Annotated in this window: 15 protein-coding genes; 8 read left to right on the plus strand and 7 right to left on the minus strand. The window is 52.2% G+C overall.

Going from position 1 to position 15,156, the window contains the following annotated elements; all coding sequences use genetic code 11:
* Positions 1-8: 8 nt before the first annotated feature.
* The 7 genes from AC07UY_RS13215 (at position 9) to AC07UY_RS13245 (ending at position 6,007) form a co-directional block, all read left to right on the plus strand.
* Positions 9-1,121: a 1-propanol dehydrogenase PduQ gene (locus tag AC07UY_RS13215; protein WP_494660298.1), complete on the plus strand. Its 1,113-nt coding sequence runs from the start codon at positions 9-11 to the stop codon at positions 1,119-1,121.
* Entirely contained in the window at positions 1,118-2,485 is a 1,368-nt protein-coding gene (locus AC07UY_RS13220) for a 4Fe-4S dicluster domain-containing protein (RefSeq protein ID WP_494660297.1), read from the plus strand. Before AC07UY_RS13215 ends, AC07UY_RS13220 begins: the two co-directional genes overlap by 4 nt.
* A 2-nt stretch (positions 2,486-2,487) precedes the next feature.
* Complete coding sequence (gene pduT / locus AC07UY_RS13225; protein ID WP_494660296.1) at positions 2,488-3,042, plus strand: propanediol utilization microcompartment protein PduT; 555 nt, start codon at positions 2,488-2,490, stop codon at positions 3,040-3,042.
* Positions 3,042-3,392 carry a propanediol utilization microcompartment protein PduU gene (gene pduU, locus AC07UY_RS13230; protein ID WP_192612689.1) on the plus strand — a complete coding sequence of 117 codons (351 nt, stop codon included), beginning with the start codon at positions 3,042-3,044 and terminating at the stop codon, positions 3,390-3,392. Before pduT ends, pduU begins: the two co-directional genes overlap by 1 nt.
* A gap of 4 nt (positions 3,393-3,396) precedes the next feature.
* Positions 3,397-3,849: a propanediol utilization protein PduV gene (gene pduV, locus AC07UY_RS13235; protein WP_494701332.1), complete on the plus strand. Its 453-nt coding sequence runs from the start codon at positions 3,397-3,399 to the stop codon at positions 3,847-3,849.
* Positions 3,834-5,048 (plus strand): acetate/propionate family kinase, encoded by a 1,215-nt coding sequence (locus tag AC07UY_RS13240; RefSeq protein ID WP_494660294.1) that lies wholly within the window; start codon positions 3,834-3,836, stop codon positions 5,046-5,048. The genes pduV and AC07UY_RS13240 overlap by 16 nt, the downstream gene beginning before the upstream one ends.
* Positions 5,049-5,140: 92 nt before the next feature.
* The gene (locus tag AC07UY_RS13245) at positions 5,141-6,007 is read left to right on the plus strand and encodes an L-threonine kinase (protein ID WP_494660293.1); all 867 of its coding nucleotides are present in this window, start codon (positions 5,141-5,143) and stop codon (positions 6,005-6,007) included.
* Positions 6,008-6,040: 33 nt separating this feature from the next.
* Here the strand turns inward: AC07UY_RS13245 and AC07UY_RS13250 are convergent, their stop codons facing one another.
* From AC07UY_RS13250 to phsA, 7 genes are all read right to left on the minus strand, one after another.
* Complete coding sequence (locus AC07UY_RS13250; protein ID WP_162379907.1) at positions 6,041-6,376, minus strand: DUF496 family protein; 336 nt, start codon at positions 6,374-6,376, stop codon at positions 6,041-6,043.
* Between the two features lie 172 nt (positions 6,377-6,548).
* Entirely contained in the window at positions 6,549-7,607 is a 1,059-nt protein-coding gene (locus AC07UY_RS13255) for an FUSC family protein (RefSeq protein ID WP_494660292.1), read from the minus strand.
* 136 nt (positions 7,608-7,743) lie between these two features.
* Entirely contained in the window at positions 7,744-8,214 is a 471-nt protein-coding gene (gene sbmC, locus AC07UY_RS13260) for a DNA gyrase inhibitor SbmC (RefSeq protein ID WP_494660291.1), read from the minus strand.
* A gap of 122 nt (positions 8,215-8,336) precedes the next feature.
* Positions 8,337-9,509: a serine-type D-Ala-D-Ala carboxypeptidase DacD gene (dacD, locus tag AC07UY_RS13265; protein ID WP_494701331.1), complete on the minus strand. Its 1,173-nt coding sequence runs from the start codon at positions 9,507-9,509 to the stop codon at positions 8,337-8,339.
* 151 nt (positions 9,510-9,660) lie between these two features.
* Positions 9,661-10,428 (minus strand): thiosulfate reductase cytochrome B subunit, encoded by a 768-nt coding sequence (gene phsC, locus AC07UY_RS13270; protein ID WP_494701330.1) that lies wholly within the window; start codon positions 10,426-10,428, stop codon positions 9,661-9,663.
* Positions 10,425-11,003 carry a thiosulfate reductase electron transport protein PhsB gene (gene phsB / locus AC07UY_RS13275; protein WP_494701329.1) on the minus strand — a complete coding sequence of 193 codons (579 nt, stop codon included), beginning with the start codon at positions 11,001-11,003 and terminating at the stop codon, positions 10,425-10,427. The genes phsC and phsB overlap by 4 nt, the downstream gene beginning before the upstream one ends.
* 14 nt (positions 11,004-11,017) lie before the next feature.
* Positions 11,018-13,294 (minus strand): thiosulfate reductase PhsA, encoded by a 2,277-nt coding sequence (gene phsA / locus AC07UY_RS13280; protein ID WP_494701328.1) that lies wholly within the window; start codon positions 13,292-13,294, stop codon positions 11,018-11,020.
* 398 nt (positions 13,295-13,692) lie between these two features.
* Between phsA and sbcB the strand changes: the two genes are divergently transcribed.
* A complete protein-coding gene (gene sbcB / locus AC07UY_RS13285; protein WP_494701327.1) occupies positions 13,693-15,117 on the plus strand; it encodes an exodeoxyribonuclease I in 1,425 nt (474 codons plus the stop codon).
* The last annotated feature ends 39 nt before the right edge of the window (positions 15,118-15,156 follow it).

A 15,156-nucleotide genomic window follows, 5' to 3' on the forward strand; every position in this document is an offset into this window, starting at 1 on the left:
AGGGTGTGATGAATACCTTTTCACTACAAACCCGTTTGTACAGTGGCCAGGGCAGTCTGGACGTGCTGAAGCGCTTTACGAATAAGCATATCTGGATTATTTGTGATGGTTTTCTTGCGCGTTCGCCGCTAATCGACACGCTGCGAGAAACGTTGCCTGACAGTAATCGCATCAGCGTGTTTAGCGAGATAACGCCAGACCCCACCATCAGCACCGTCGTGCAAGGGATTGCGCAAATGCAATCCCTGCACCCTGATGTCGTAATAGGTTTTGGGGGCGGTTCCGCGCTCGACGCCGCCAAAGCCATCGTCTGGTTCAGCCGCCAGTTTGGTATTGAAATCGAAACCTGTGTTGCCATTCCAACCACCAGCGGCACCGGGTCTGAAGTGACCAGCGCGTGTGTGATAAGCGATCCCGATAAAGGGATTAAATACCCGCTGTTCAACAATGCGCTCTATCCGGATATGGCGATCCTCGATCCCCGACTGGTCGTCAGCGTCCCCGCTAATATCACCGCCAACACCGGTATGGACGTATTGACGCATGCCCTTGAGGCCTATGTTTCATCACGGGCCAGTGATTTCACTGACGCACTGGCGGAAAAAGCCGCGCAAATCGTTTTTCAGTATCTGCCCGTAGCCGTTAAAAAAGGGGATTGCCTCGCGACACGCGGAAAAATGCACAATGCGTCAACCCTGGCTGGCATGGCGTTTAGCCAGGCCGGTCTGGGGCTTAACCATGCCATCGCACACCAGTTGGGAGGCCAATTTCACCTCGCTCATGGACTGGCCAATGCGCTGCTACTTACCTCAGTCATTCGTTTTAATGCACAGGATCCGCGAGCGGCAAAGCGGTACGTAAGATTCGCGAAAGCTTGTCAGTTATGTCCGGACAATGCGAACGATATCACAGGGTTGAATGCGCTGATTCGCAGTATTGAACAACTCATAAGACAATGCGCCATTCCTTCTTTTTCCGAAGTGCTGACTGATGGTAAAACGGAGTATTCCCAGCGAATACCTGCCATGGTTCAGGCTGCACTGGCAGATGTCACGTTAAAAACTAATCCGCGTCCCACTGACGCCAGCGCTATTCAAGCGTTGTTGGAGGAATTGATATGAATACGTCTCCTAATGCCTTCGAATTCACTGAACTTATCGTTTGCGATGCTCAGGCAATCCGTGAAAGAGTTCGTGCTGCGGGGGTGGTAGGTGCCGGAGGCGCTGGTTTTCCCGCCCATGTCAAATTGCAGGCGCAGGTGGAAATCTTCCTCGTCAACGCCGCAGAATGTGAACCGATGCTGAAGGTCGACCAACAGCTCATGGCCCAACAGGCGGCTCGTCTGGTTCGTGGCGTGCAATACGCAATGAAAGCAACCGGCGCCCGTGAAGGCATTATTGCCCTCAAAGAAAAATACCGACCTGCCATCGCCGCCTTAACCCCGCTTCTCCCTTCAGACATCAGGTTGCACATTTTGCCGGATGTCTATCCGGCAGGTGATGAGGTTCTGACCATCTGGATGGCGACAGGTCGGCGCGTCCCTCCTGCGGCTCTGCCTGTCAGCGTGGGCGTCGTCGTCAATAACGTGCAGACCGTGCTGAATATCGCCAGAGCGGTGGAACAGCAGTTTCCCGTCACACGCCGTACTCTGACGGTTAATGGCGCCGTGGCTCATCCCCAGACGCTGACTGTCCCCATCGGTATGTCATTGCGTGAGGTTCTCTCTCTGGCGGGGGGAGCCACCATTGATTCCCCCGGGTTTATCAATGGCGGCCCAATGATGGGGCATTTGCTCACCACGCTGGATACCCCGGTAACCAAAACCACGGGGGGATTGCTGGTATTGCCCGAAAAGCACCCACTGATCCAGCGGCGTATGCAGGATGAACGCACGGTGCTTTCCATTGCGAAAACGGTCTGCGAACAGTGTCGGTTATGTACTGATTTGTGCCCTCGACATTTGATAGGCCATGAGTTATCGCCACACCTGCTGGTACGTGCGGTGAACTATCAACAAGCCGCAACACCCCAACTGTTGCTCAGCGCGTTGACCTGTTCGGAATGTAATGTGTGTGAAAGTGTCGCCTGTCCGGTGGGTATCTCCCCAATGCGTATTAACCGCATGCTCAAGCGTGAGTTGCGGGCGCAAAACCTGCGTTATGAAGGGCCACTGAATCCTGCCGATGAAATGGCGAAATATCGACTGGTGCCGGTAAAACGGCTGATTACTAAGCTGGGTCTTAGCGACTGGTATCACGAAGCACCGTTATCAGAAACCGAACACCTGACGGATACCGTCACTCTGCTTCTGCGCCAGCATATTGGCGCCAATGCCCTCCCACAGGTGCAAAAAGGTGACCGGGTCATTCGTGGCCAGTGCGTCGCAGATGTCCCCGCGGGTGCATTAGGCGCGCCCATTCACGCCAGTATTGACGGCATCGTTTGTGACGTCACTGACCAGGCCATTACGGTTGTAAGAGGTTAACCATGTCTCAGGCAATAGGTATTTTAGAACTCACCAGTATCGCTAAAGGAATGGAATCAGGCGATGCCATGCTGAAAAGCGCCAACGTGAATCTTCTGGTCAGTAAGACCATCTGCCCAGGCAAATTTTTACTGATGATCGGCGGTGATGTGGGGGCTGTGCAACAAGCCATAGAGACCGGTTTATCACTCGCCGGTGACATGCTCGTCGACAGCCTGGTGTTACCCAATATTCATGCCAGCGTCCTCCCCGCCATCAGCGGGCTGAACAGTGTTGATAAGCGTCAGGCCGTCGGGATTGTGGAAACGTGGAGCGTGGCGGCATGCATCAGCGCCGCCGACCGTGCGGTCAAAGCCTCAAATGTCACGCTGGTTCGGGTACATATGGCGTTTGGCATCGGAGGTAAATGCTACATGGTGGTAGCGGGCGATGTTTCTGATGTTAACAACGCCGTTACCGTTGCCAGTGAAAGCGCGGGCGAAAAAGGGCTGCTGGTCTACCGCTCAGTGATTCCTCGTCCACATGAAGCCATGTGGCGGCAGATTGTGGAGGGATAATGGAAAGACAACCCACGACGGATCGTATGATCCAGGAATATGTCCCTGGTAAGCAGGTTACGCTGGCGCATCTGATTGCCAATCCGGGCAAAGATTTATTTAAAAAACTGGGACTTCAGGATGCCGTATCAGCCATCGGTATTCTGACTATCACCCCCAGCGAGGCCTCCATTATCGCCTGTGATATCGCCACCAAGTCAGGAGCCGTAGAGATTGGTTTTCTCGACAGATTCACAGGAGCCGTTGTGTTGACGGGCGATGTTTCTGCCGTTGAATACGCACTGAAACAGGTCACGAGAGTATTGAGTGAAATGATGCTTTTTACCTCATGCCCCGTCACCCGGACCTAACACCATGAAGCGCATGATGCTTATTGGCCCCAGCCAGTGCGGTAAAACGTCACTCACACAATGTTTACGTGGTGAGAAACTTCATTACCAAAAAACACAGGCCATCGTGTGGTCTCCTGACACGATTGACACTCCGGGCGAATACCTTGAGAACCGCTGTCTCTACAGCGCACTGCTGGTGAGCGCCTGCGAAGCTGAAATGATTGCCCTGGTGTTGAACGCCGATGCGCCCTGGTCTCCCTTTTCACCGGGGTTCACAGCGCCGATGAACAGACCCGTCATTGGCATCGTCACCAAATCCGATTTGGCAAACGCGTCGCGTATATCAACCGTACAGAGTTGGTTGACCCAGGCCGGGGCTGAACACATCTTTACCACCAGCGCCGCGACGAATTCAGGCGTCGATGAAATGTTTGATTTTCTGACCGCAAAGGAAGCTTCATGTCTCACAAAATAATGGCCATTAACGCAGGCAGTTCATCGCTAAAATTTCAGTTACTGGCGATGCCGCAAGGCACGGCTATCTGCCAGGGTTTGATCGAGCGTATTGGTATGGTTAATGCGCAGGTCACGATAAAAACGCCCACGCAAAAATGGCAAGAAACATTGCCGATGGCGGATCATCGTGAAGCCGTTGCGTTACTGCTGGAGAAGCTCATTGATTATCGAATTATCAATTCATTAAATGACATCACCGGTGTCGGTCATCGTGTCGCGCACGGTGGCGAATCGTTTAAAGATTCGGCGCTGATCACTGATGAAACGCTGGCGCAAATAGAACATCTCGCGGAACTGGCCCCGCTGCACAATCCGGTCAATGTCATTGGCATTAAAGTATTTCGTCAATTGCTCCCCAACACGCCGTCAGTGGCCGTTTTTGATACAGCTTTTCATCAGACGCTGGATGAACCCGCCTATGTCTATCCGCTGCCCTGGCGCTATTACGCAGAGCTCGGCATTCGTCGCTACGGATTCCACGGCACCAGCCATAAATATGTCAGTGCCACACTGGCAGAAAAACTGGGGGTTCCACTCAGCGCGCTACGCATTGTGTGTTGTCATCTCGGCAACGGCAGCAGTATCTGTGCAATCAAGGGAGGCCAGTCCGTAAACACCTCAATGGGATTCACGCCGCAGTCAGGCGTAATGATGGGGACCCGCAGTGGCGATATTGATCCGTCCATTTTACCGTGGATTGCCCAGCGAGAAGGTAAAACACCACAGCAACTAAATCATTTATTAAACAACGAGTCAGGTTTGCTGGGGGTCTCCGGAATATCCAGCGATTACCGCGATGTTGAACAGGCCGCTGATGCAGGGAATCGACAGGCAGCACTGGCACTCACCCTGTTTGCCGAACGTATCCGCGCCACGATAGGCAGCTACATTATGCAGATGGGCGGACTGGATGTTCTCCTGTTTACCGGTGGGATTGGCGAAAACTCCTCCCGCGCCCGGTCAGCAATCTGCCATAACCTGCATTTTCTTGGGCTGGCGATTAATGAAGAAAAAAATCAACGCAACAACACGTTCATTCAAACAGACAACGCGATGGTCAAGGTGGCGGTGATTAATACCAATGAAGAACTCATGATCGCGCAAGATGTCATGAGAATTGCCTTAAGCGAAACGGCAGCTTTTTGCGTACCTGCGTAATAAAGCATCACCACAAGTTGCGGCAAATCAAGGTAATAGCATGATCAGCATGACACTATGCGCCGAGAATTGCTGATCAGAAAGGTGAATACATGGCTGTAGCACAATGCCCGGCGTCATGCGGTGAACTTATTCAGGGTTGGATTCTTGGCAGTGAGAAGCTGGTCTCCTGCCCTGTCGACTGGTACAGCACCGTCGAGGTGAGTTCAGGCTCGCCTTTGACGGATGAACGTTCGCTTTCACGCACGATGGTAGATCGGGTGCTTGCGCACTTTAACTACCCTGCCCACTGGAGCCAGGAAATACGGGTGGATGTCCATTCCACCATTCCTGTCGCCAAAGGAATGGCCAGCAGCACGGCAGACATCGCGGCAACGGCGCTTGCCACCGCGCACCATCTGGGCCACACGCTTAATGAATCCACCCTTGCCCAGCTTTGCGTGTCACTCGAACCGACCGACAGCACCATTTTCCGCCAGCTTACGCTTTTTGATCATAATGATGCTTCAACGCAGATCGCCTGCGAAGCGCAACCGCGGCTCGATCTTTTAGTGCTCGAAAGCCCCGTGACGTTACGTACCTCGGATTATCACCGTATTCCCCGCCTTGACCGTTTACACGCGGGCGCGGCAGCCTTGCAGCAAGCCTGGGAAAAAGTGCAGGAAGCATGCGTAACGCAAAATCCGCGACGAATGGGAGAAGCCGCGACCCTGAGCGCCATCGCCAGCCAGATGTTACTGCCAAAACCCGACTTCAATGCGTTGTTATCGCTCGTTGAAGAGTGCGATTTATATGGCGTGAATGTGGCGCACAGTGGCAGCGTTGTCGGTTTGATGCTGGACCGGGAGCGTCATGATGTCGATTACATTCAATGGACGCTTGCAGAAAGAAAACTGACGAGCCATTGGCCAGAACAGCATTTACTCAGAATGGTCAACGGTGGGGTTGAACTGCAGTGAGAATCGAACCACGATCCTCACTGCGGTAACGCATTATTCTGCTTTTGCGTCAGGGTTTTTCATTTCACCCATTGCTTTGAGCTTTTTAGAAATGTCGCGACGTTCTTTGGAGATTTCTGCGTTTTTGATGATGTAATCATCAACACGATCTTCATAGTCGGTTTTCATGCTGGCGATAATGCCCTGGATCGCTTCAACGCTCATACCAGGTTTGATGTAGTCGCTCAGGTTGTCCAGCAGCAGCACACGCTTCTGGTTATCACGGATCTTTTTCTCAACGTCCTGGATTTCACGTTGCAGCTTGTTCTTACGGCGAAACAGACGAACAAATTCCAGCACGTCCTGGAAAGAAGGCTTGGTAGTTTCCATTTTTACACCCCTGATAATGTGAGATTCGGATTCGTTTAAGCAACCGCGACAAGTAAGGGTCAACATTACTTTTAGCCGTTGCAGATGACAATGGTTTTATCCTTTTTCCGTATCATACCCTTATTCCTTGCTGAATCGAAGCAGCAGTAGAATCATTCACCTTATCTGCTCTTTATTTGCGCAATGCGCGACAGATCAAATGCGAGAGTAGCTCCAGTTGGCGCGCGGTTTCCATGCTTAGCCAAACATAGCCATGAATGGGGATTTCAGCCACACTGTCGCTATGCTGTTCATTAATCAGTTGCCGAAGTTCCGCCACAATGTCGTTCAGCTTCCCGGTGTTGGCCAGCACGGGCTGCGGGTTTCCTTCATACAACGCATGCGTAATCGTCAGTAACGTTTGCTGGATCCGGTGTTGTGTTTCGCGCAGTGTATGGGCATTCAGCATCACGAAATGGCTGGTGCGCGATGCCCAGTGTGCATTAATTTGCAGCTCAAGCATGCAGACCAGATTGCGGTTAATCGTTTGAATTGCTTCAAATATCGATTTATGAATATGGCTTTCTTTACTGGCGGGCGTAATCAAGCCGCGCATTTTCACGACATCCCCAAGTAGCTGTTGTAAGTGTTTATCCAGCCGTGGACGTTCAAGCAAGTTAGGGGAAAGCGCCGCCTGATAGAGTCGGTTATAAGACGTGACACACTGCGCCAGTTGGATCCGCCAGTGTATAAACGCCCGCTGCGGCCAGATACCGGTAAACAACATCGCCAAAAGTGACCCCAGAATCACATCGCCACCTCGCCATAATGCCGTCTCCATATCACCTGCCGGCGCACCCACCACCACGGCCAGGGTGATTCCTATCAACAACGCCTGATACGGTTTTTTGCCGAGCGCCAACCACCCGCACAGGAACATCGCCACCGCGCACCAGATAATCATCAGCGGTAATGAGAAAAGCTCCAGGCGCAGCGCCACCAACCCTAACGCCGCCCCCAGAATCGTACCGCCGATACGTTCAAAGGCCCGGGGCACCACGTTACCCCAAAAGGAGATCGGCCCCATAATCACCACCAGCGTGATAAGCGGCCACGTGCCTTCCGGAATATGGAACAGACGAACGAACAGAAACGTGAGGATAAATGCCAGCGCAATGCGAATGCCATGCACGACGCGGTAGTGACGATACAAACGAATTTCAAAGGGGCTCAGCGACTTATCAGTACGCACTTTCGGCTCCATCTGGAAATCACAAAGAACGCATTGTACCTGCTTTTTCACTGAAAACATCACTGCTGCGGACAGATCTTATCCAGGATGAACGAATGTCGCGATCGTCCGCGCAGTAACGCCGAAAACATCAATATCACGACTTCGGTTGTACCGGTATATGCATTTCAATATCCCAGTACCCGTCTTCTGCCCCATTGTTCAGATAGAGCTCAAAACACGGTTTGCCGGACATCTGGTAGCGGCTATCCTGCAGCACGCTATTGAAAAACTGATACCACGGCGTCGCGAAATCGTTATTTTCAACGCGAGTGGTAGCAACAGCATATTGACCGCCCACAATTTCCGTGAGGATCACGCCTTCGCTGTTTTCAGGTAGCGTGAAATCAGCGGGTACTGAAACAACGGTATCGCAACGCAGTTTCTCCGCCGGGACTTCATCAGGGTTATCGTAGTAAACGGCAATCCATTCCAGCGGCACGATCTGGTTTCCATCAACCCACATCATCAACTGTTCAAAACCTTGTTTTACCGTTTTTTCCCATGGTCCAACCATGTGAAAACCGGCAATCCTGCGTTTCTCTGCTTGTCTGATCTCGTAGTTCATAATGCCTCCGCCATTATACTGTAATTATATACAGTATAATTTTCACATAACAGCCACAAGGAAATAGTGATTATTATGTGAGCAGACTCGCACTCTCGCCAGTCTGCCCTGGAATAATTCCGTTATGCCTTATGGTGAAAATAATCGCTCAGACGCGAAAAAACACCGCCTTCCTCAACGGACTCCAGCGTCACCAGCGGCCAGTGCGCAACCAATTTGTCCCGATCGTAGAGTTCAATTTCACCAACCCGCTGATGTGAGGCAATGGGGGCGACAATCTCTTTTTTATCAAGCACATATTTTGCTTTGATATTTGGAATTTCTGCTTTTGGAAGCGCTAACCAAAAATCCTGCTCAGTGCCTAATGCAATTTTCTCTTTGTCACCGTACCAGATACGCTCGCTACCGACTTTCTTCCCACTTTTAAGAACTTGTACGGTGTCGAAGTTCTGTTGCCCCCAGTGCAACAGTTTACGGGCTTGATCTTCGCGGCCTTTCGGGCTTTCAGCCCCCATCACCACAGCGATAAGACGGCGCTGCCCATCCACAGCAGAGGCGATAAGGTTATATCCGGCACCCGATGTGTGTCCGGTTTTAAGACCGTCAACGTTTAGCGTTTTATCCCACAGCAGGCCGTTGCGGTTTTGCTGCGTAATGCCATTCCAGGTGAGGCTCTTTTCGCTATACATATGATAAAACTCGGGTTCGCCATGAATAATCGCCCGCGAAAGCACCGCCAGGTCATATGCCGAACTGTGCTGACCCGGCGCATCCAGCCCGTGTACCGTTTCAAAATGCGTATCCTGTAAATTTAGCTTTTGCACATAGCGGTTCATCATGGCAACAAACTGCGGTTGTCCTCCGGCAATGTAATCCGCCAGCGCAACGCAAGCATCGTTGCCTGAATCAACGATCAGTCCGCGACTTAAATCATGCACCGTGACGCGGTCGCCCTCTTTTAAGAACATCAATGAGGACCCCACAAACACGGGATTGTCTTTTGCCCAGGCATCACGTCCGACAGTCACAATGTCGTTGCGGCTAATACGATGGCTGTCGATGGCGCGGTCAACCACATACCCGGTCATCAGTTTGGTCAGGCTGGCAGGGTTACGCTGCTGATGTTCGTTATTGGCGGTAAGAATCTGTCCTGTCGTGTAATCCATCAGCACCCACGCCCCTGCGTCAATGGCTGGCGGTTGGGGGGCAAAGTCGGGGGTATCAGCAGCAAAGGCAGATGTAAGATTCAACGCAAACAGAGACGTGACAATAAACAAACGGGATTTCAACAGCATGTCCTCAGAAAGAGAATAATTTGCTGTTCTTTTTACGGAAGTTCGGGTGAACAAACATGAAAAAATTGCAAGAAAATGTGACTAAAAGCACATTTTCTTGCATGATTTTAACCCACCGCGCCTGTTTTCCGGGTTTCAGCGCGAGGAAAAATTATCCCTTACGCGGCGAAGATTCCGCATGATGACTGCGATGGCGGTGATAACCGTCTATCATGCTGCGGAAAATTTGCCCGGGTGTATCACCGAGCGTGCAAAGGTAAATATGTGCGCAAATAAACAACAGCCCAACGACGGCTAACGCCATATGCAACACCAGCATGACCGGACCCGCCCCCATGAATTGCGGATACAGACACAGAAATCCGCTGATGATCAACAGAGGTACGAGCGCATACATGATGGCCAGATACGCCAGTTGCTGTAGCGGGTTAAATTTGTTTTCCGTCGTGGCGGCGTAGGGGTGCGCTTCGCCATGCATAATGCCGCACAGGTAAAAACGCGTCTGCCGCAGACACCGCGTGACCAGTCCGTTGACGTTCACCTTGTAGTGATGTCCGTTACCGCCAAACGCATTAATGAGGATGAAACCAATCCAACATGCCGCCAGTGCAAATCCGCACACGGTATGCAGTTTCACCATTAATGCCACGGGGCCGATTGAAAAATGGCCAAACAGACCACTGAGCAAAAGCAGGACAAACAGCAGCGCATTTCCCCAGTGCCAGCGGCGGATCGCCAGTGAATAGAGGTAGTCACGTTGCTCTTCCCCCTTCGCCGTTTTCGGTGCAAACATGGCGCGCAACAGCGCATGCGCCCCAAGTGCGGCAAGCAGCATCAACACCACGCCCCCCGCACAGACGAGCCATAAAGGCCAGTAATCCGGCGCGTAGTTCAGTTCGGCACCCCAGATGGTATTCATACTTTACCCTCCTGATGTATCTCCTTGCGTCGGTATAAACTGACCGCGCCACTGCGTTCTTCCTGCTGCCGGTACACCTCTTTTTGGCCGATCCAGTGTTGGATCTCCGGTTCATTGAGTCGACCAAATTTCAGCGCATCCGTCGGACACACGGAGACGCAGGCAGGTTGTTGTCCTGATGCCAGACGCGTATCGGCACAGAAATTACATTTTTCGGCAATCCCCGTTTGGGGATTCAGAAAGCGAACGTGGAACGGACACGCTGCAACGCAGTAATCGCAGCCGATACAGCGCGATTTATCGACCTGCACGATGCCGTTTTCATCACGGAATGAGGCGCCGGTTGGGCATACCGTGACGCAGGGGGCGTCTTCGCAATGCTGGCAGGAGACACGGATAAAACGAAAATGATCCAGCGTGGCAGATTCAGGGTCAGGCGTTTGGATCTGCACCTGAACGCGGCTAAATCCCTCCGGGACATCATTAAGTACCTTACAGGCCACCGTGCACGCCTGGCATCCAATGCAGCGTTTCTCGTCATGCAACATGACATATGAATTCGTCGGTTGATTCATGCTTTTCTCCCTCCTCATGCCCGGCTAAGCGTGACGCCAGCGGTATGCACCACCGTGCCAGAAACCGGACTGGTCACATGCGGCAGCAAGTTTCCGCAGTGAATGCCGTGCGTTGTCGCGGCGGTTTTCGCCCCGGCCTTCGCCCCAAATCCCATATAAACAAACAGCGTATCGGGTCGAATGCCTGCCGTTACCAGCGCTTTCCCTTTTTCTTTGCCGGTTGCGTTTTCCAGCCAGACCTCATCCCCGTTGCGGATACCCTTTTCACGGGCTGTTTGCGGGTGGATCCAAACGGCGTTATCCCACATCAACTCACTGAGTAACGGGACATACTGCGTCGCGCCGTTGGTGTGTACGGCAACCTTGCCCTGAATAAAATAGAGTTCGTCGTCTTTTTTAAGCGCGATATGGCGGGCCTGAGGTACTCCATAACCAGGCAACAAGGCTTCCAGCGCTTCAGAGTACAGCTCGATTTTGCCGGACGGCGATTTGAAACGTAGCTGATCGCCATAGGTTCCTTCACTGTCTGTCGCTGCCGCACTGGGAAAATGCGTGACAAACTGACGAACGGATTCGGGCTCACGCAACAACAGCGGTACACCCCATTCCCTATACCCTTTCTGGCGCAATTCCGCCGACAAGCCATGATCGCCATTGAGCTGATACAGCTGGCGAGTCTGCATATCCTGCCAGGGGAAGTAATGCCCCAGGCCCAACTGCACTGCCAGTTCTTTCCAGATTTGCCAGCTCGGACGCGCCTCGCCGATAGGATCCACCACCTGCTGGCGCAACGCGTAAGCGGGATTCAGCCCAGACATGTCGGAGACTTCTTCATCACGCTCGAGGTAAGTGCATTCCGGTAACAGATAGTCTGCGTAAGCCGCGCTTTCACTTAAGTAAACATCGCAACTCACGACCAGATCCAACTGCTCCATGGTTTTCACCAGATCCGGTCGACAGGTGACGGTTTGCAGAGGGTTATGTCGAGACATAATCCAGCCCTTCACCGGGTAAGGCGTCTGTTTTAGCACAGCGTCAATCACGCTTTGGACGACGCCACCGCCGGCCGCGATAAATTTGAATTGCGGCGCCACTAAATCAATGCGCTGTGCCGTCGGCTTGGGCATATTTTTGACGTCAGGTTTTGCCAGCACCGGAGCGACCGTTTCGCCTGCCAGTTTGTTATACGTTGCGGCCCCTTTTTTCTGGTACATCCCGCCCTCGCGCTCAATATTTCCGAGCAGCACGTTCAGGGTAAAAATCATGCGCCGCATGTCGATCTCTTCTTGAGAGAATGTCGCGCGATGACCGGGGCTAACCATGGCATGCGGCGCGCAGGCGGCAAGCTCTCGCGTGACCCGAGTAATGACATCGGCAGGCACGTCAGCATGCTGTTGCGCCCACGCAGGCGTGGTCTCTTTCACCGCTTCCGCCAGCTGCGCGAATCCGCTGGTGTAACGCTCAACAAAGGCGGCATCGTAGAGATTTTCGTTGATCATGACGTGGCACATTGCCATCAACACCGGTAAGTCACCGCCGGGACGAATCGCATGCCACTCATCTGCTTTGCTGGAGAAAACGGAAAGACGCGGATCGAAGCTGACCATTTTGGCCCCCTTCTCCTGCGCCGTCATCAATTCATGGGTATCCGCAACTTCAATCCCCTCATACAAATTATGCCCAAATGAGACCATGTAGCGGGTATTGGCGATGTCCATCGCCAGGTCTCCCCCCATCATCACTTTTGCCGCAATGGATTTTCCGGCAGGACAGGTTGAGGCGTGTGTAAAGGTATTGGGAGAACCGAATGCGGTAGCAAGATGAAACAGATGACCTGAAAGCGAACCGGACTTGGAAGAAAATACGACCCCTTCCGGCCCATATTGCTTTTTAATTTCCGTCATTTTTTCAGCAATTTCTTGATAGGCCTGCTGCCAGCTAATGACCTGCCATTCACCGCCGCCGCGTGGGCCGGTACGCTTCATGGGTTTCACAATACGATGAGGATCATTGACCAGGCTGACACCGCTGCCGCCCCTGGCGCAAACCCGCGTTCCCTGCTGGGGGGCATGAGGATTACCTTGAATAAAAACCGTTTTATTTTTAATAACCTGCGCCTGAATCGGACACCGAAACGAACACATTTCGCACAGACTGGGCGTCAGGGATGTTTTACCGCTCACCCCCTCTGTCGGATTGCGCGCCAGTGCTCCGGGTGCAAAGCCACCTATGGCGCACGCGGAACAACTCAACCCGACGCCTTGCAAAAAACTACGCCGACTGATGCTCATATAACCTCCTGTTATTAGATATATCCAATAATTATATTGAATATATATCGTAAGTTTATGTCCTTACTCACAATTCATAACAGAGAGCAATAAAATAGATAAATAGCTAAAAATTGTTACTTATCAAAAGATTCCGAATACTGTCAAATAATGACAGTCAGCAAGAAAATAACCCCATTGGATGTCGTAAAATTAGCGTAAATTTATATCATTGCCCAGATTCACTCTATTAAAAAAAAGATACAAATCGGCTACGTTATTTCTGTATTCGCTGAAATTTAATAACAACCCAATTAATTCGCATTCGTGATTCAGGCAAAGCATAGGTCTTGCTGATTACCCGGTCGTTTTTTGTTACTCTTACCAGAGCGAAAATTGAAACCGGGTACAACTCCACAATGAATGACGGCAAGCAGCTTCCTACCTTTTTGTTCCACGATTACGAAACATTTGGTACACACCCCGCACTGGACAGACCCGCGCAGTTCGCCGCGATTCGCACCGATAGCGATTTTAACGTTATTGGCGAACCGGAGGTGTTTTATTGTAAGCCTGCCGATGATTACCTCCCGCAACCGCAGGCCGTGCTGATCACCGGCATCACGCCGCAGGAAGCGCGGGAAAAAGGGGAAAACGAAGCCGCCTTCGCTCAACGAATTCACGCCCTGTTTACCGTGCCGAAGACCTGTATCCTTGGCTACAACAATGTCCGCTTCGATGATGAAGTCACGCGCAATATTCTGTACCGCAACTTTTACGATCCCTACGCCTGGAGCTGGCAACACGATAACTCGCGTTGGGATCTGCTGGATGTGATGCGCGCCTGTTACGCACTGCGACCGGAAGGGATCAACTGGCCCGAAAACGAAGACGGGCTGCCCAGTTTTCGCCTTGAACATTTAACTAAAGCCAACGGGATTGAACACGCCAACGCACACGATGCGATGGCCGATGTTTATGCGACCATTGCGATGGCGCAACTGGTGAAGTCACGCCAGCCACGTCTGTTTGAGTACCTTTACACCCACCGTAACAAGCATAAGCTGGCCGCGCTGATTGATGTCCCTCAGATGAAACCGCTGGTCCATGTCTCCGGTATGTTTGGCGCATGGCGCGGCAATACCAGTTGGGTCGCCCCGCTGGCCTGGCACCCGGAAAATCGGAATGCGGTGATCATGGTGGATCTGGCGGGCGATATTTCTCCGCTGCTGGAGCTTGACAGCAATACCCTGCGCGAGCGGTTATACACAGCCAAAGCCGATCTGGGCGATAACGCCGCGGTTCCCGTCAAACTGGTGCATATCAATAAGTGCCCGGTTCTGGCGCAGGCCAATACGCTGCGCCCGGAGGATGCCGACCGGCTGGGCATTAATCGCCAGCAGTGTCTCGATAATCTGAAAGTGTTACGCGAAAACCCGCAGGTACGCGATAAAGTCGTGGCGATCTTTGCAGAAGCAGAGCCGTTTACCCCTTCGGATAACGTTGATGCACAGATCTATAACGGGTTTTTCAGCGATGCGGACCGTGCTGCCATGAAGATCATTCTGGAAACGGAGCCGCGCAATTTACCCGCGCTTGATATCACCTTCGCCGATAAGCGTATAGAAAAACTGCTGTTTAATTATCGCGCCCGTAATTTCCCTGGCACCCTGGATGAAGCGGAACAACAGCGCTGGCTGGATCACCGCCGTCAGGTCTTCACACCAGAGTTTTTGCAACGCTATGCGGATGAATTGCAGATGTTGTACCAGCAGTATGCTAATGATAGCGGGAAGCAAACGTTGCTGAAATCACTGTGGCAGTACGCCGAAGAGATTGTTTGAGAACCGAAAAAGTCCCTACTGACTGAATTTGCGGCATAA

This window comes from Citrobacter sp. GW821-FHT02E08 (assembly GCF_059421685.1).

Coding starts and splice junctions, on each gene's coding strand:
- pduT (WP_494660296.1), top strand. CDS start 2,488: ATGTCTCAGGCAATAGGTATTTTAGAACTCACCAGTATCGCTAAAGGA.
- AC07UY_RS13250 (WP_162379907.1), bottom strand. CDS start 6,376: ATGGAAACTACCAAGCCTTCTTTCCAGGACGTGCTGGAATTTGTTCGT.
- sbcB (WP_494701327.1), top strand. CDS start 13,693: ATGAATGACGGCAAGCAGCTTCCTACCTTTTTGTTCCACGATTACGAA.
- pduV (WP_494701332.1), top strand. CDS start 3,397: ATGAAGCGCATGATGCTTATTGGCCCCAGCCAGTGCGGTAAAACGTCA.
- AC07UY_RS13215 (WP_494660298.1), top strand. CDS start 9: ATGAATACCTTTTCACTACAAACCCGTTTGTACAGTGGCCAGGGCAGT.
- dacD (WP_494701331.1), bottom strand. CDS start 9,509: ATGCTGTTGAAATCCCGTTTGTTTATTGTCACGTCTCTGTTTGCGTTG.
- phsC (WP_494701330.1), bottom strand. CDS start 10,428: ATGAATACCATCTGGGGTGCCGAACTGAACTACGCGCCGGATTACTGG.
- phsB (WP_494701329.1), bottom strand. CDS start 11,003: ATGAATCAACCGACGAATTCATATGTCATGTTGCATGACGAGAAACGC.
- AC07UY_RS13220 (WP_494660297.1), top strand. CDS start 1,118: ATGAATACGTCTCCTAATGCCTTCGAATTCACTGAACTTATCGTTTGC.
- AC07UY_RS13245 (WP_494660293.1), top strand. CDS start 5,141: ATGGCTGTAGCACAATGCCCGGCGTCATGCGGTGAACTTATTCAGGGT.
- AC07UY_RS13240 (WP_494660294.1), top strand. CDS start 3,834: ATGTCTCACAAAATAATGGCCATTAACGCAGGCAGTTCATCGCTAAAA.
- phsA (WP_494701328.1), bottom strand. CDS start 13,294: ATGAGCATCAGTCGGCGTAGTTTTTTGCAAGGCGTCGGGTTGAGTTGT.
- pduU (WP_192612689.1), top strand. CDS start 3,042: ATGGAAAGACAACCCACGACGGATCGTATGATCCAGGAATATGTCCCT.
- sbmC (WP_494660291.1), bottom strand. CDS start 8,214: ATGAACTACGAGATCAGACAAGCAGAGAAACGCAGGATTGCCGGTTTT.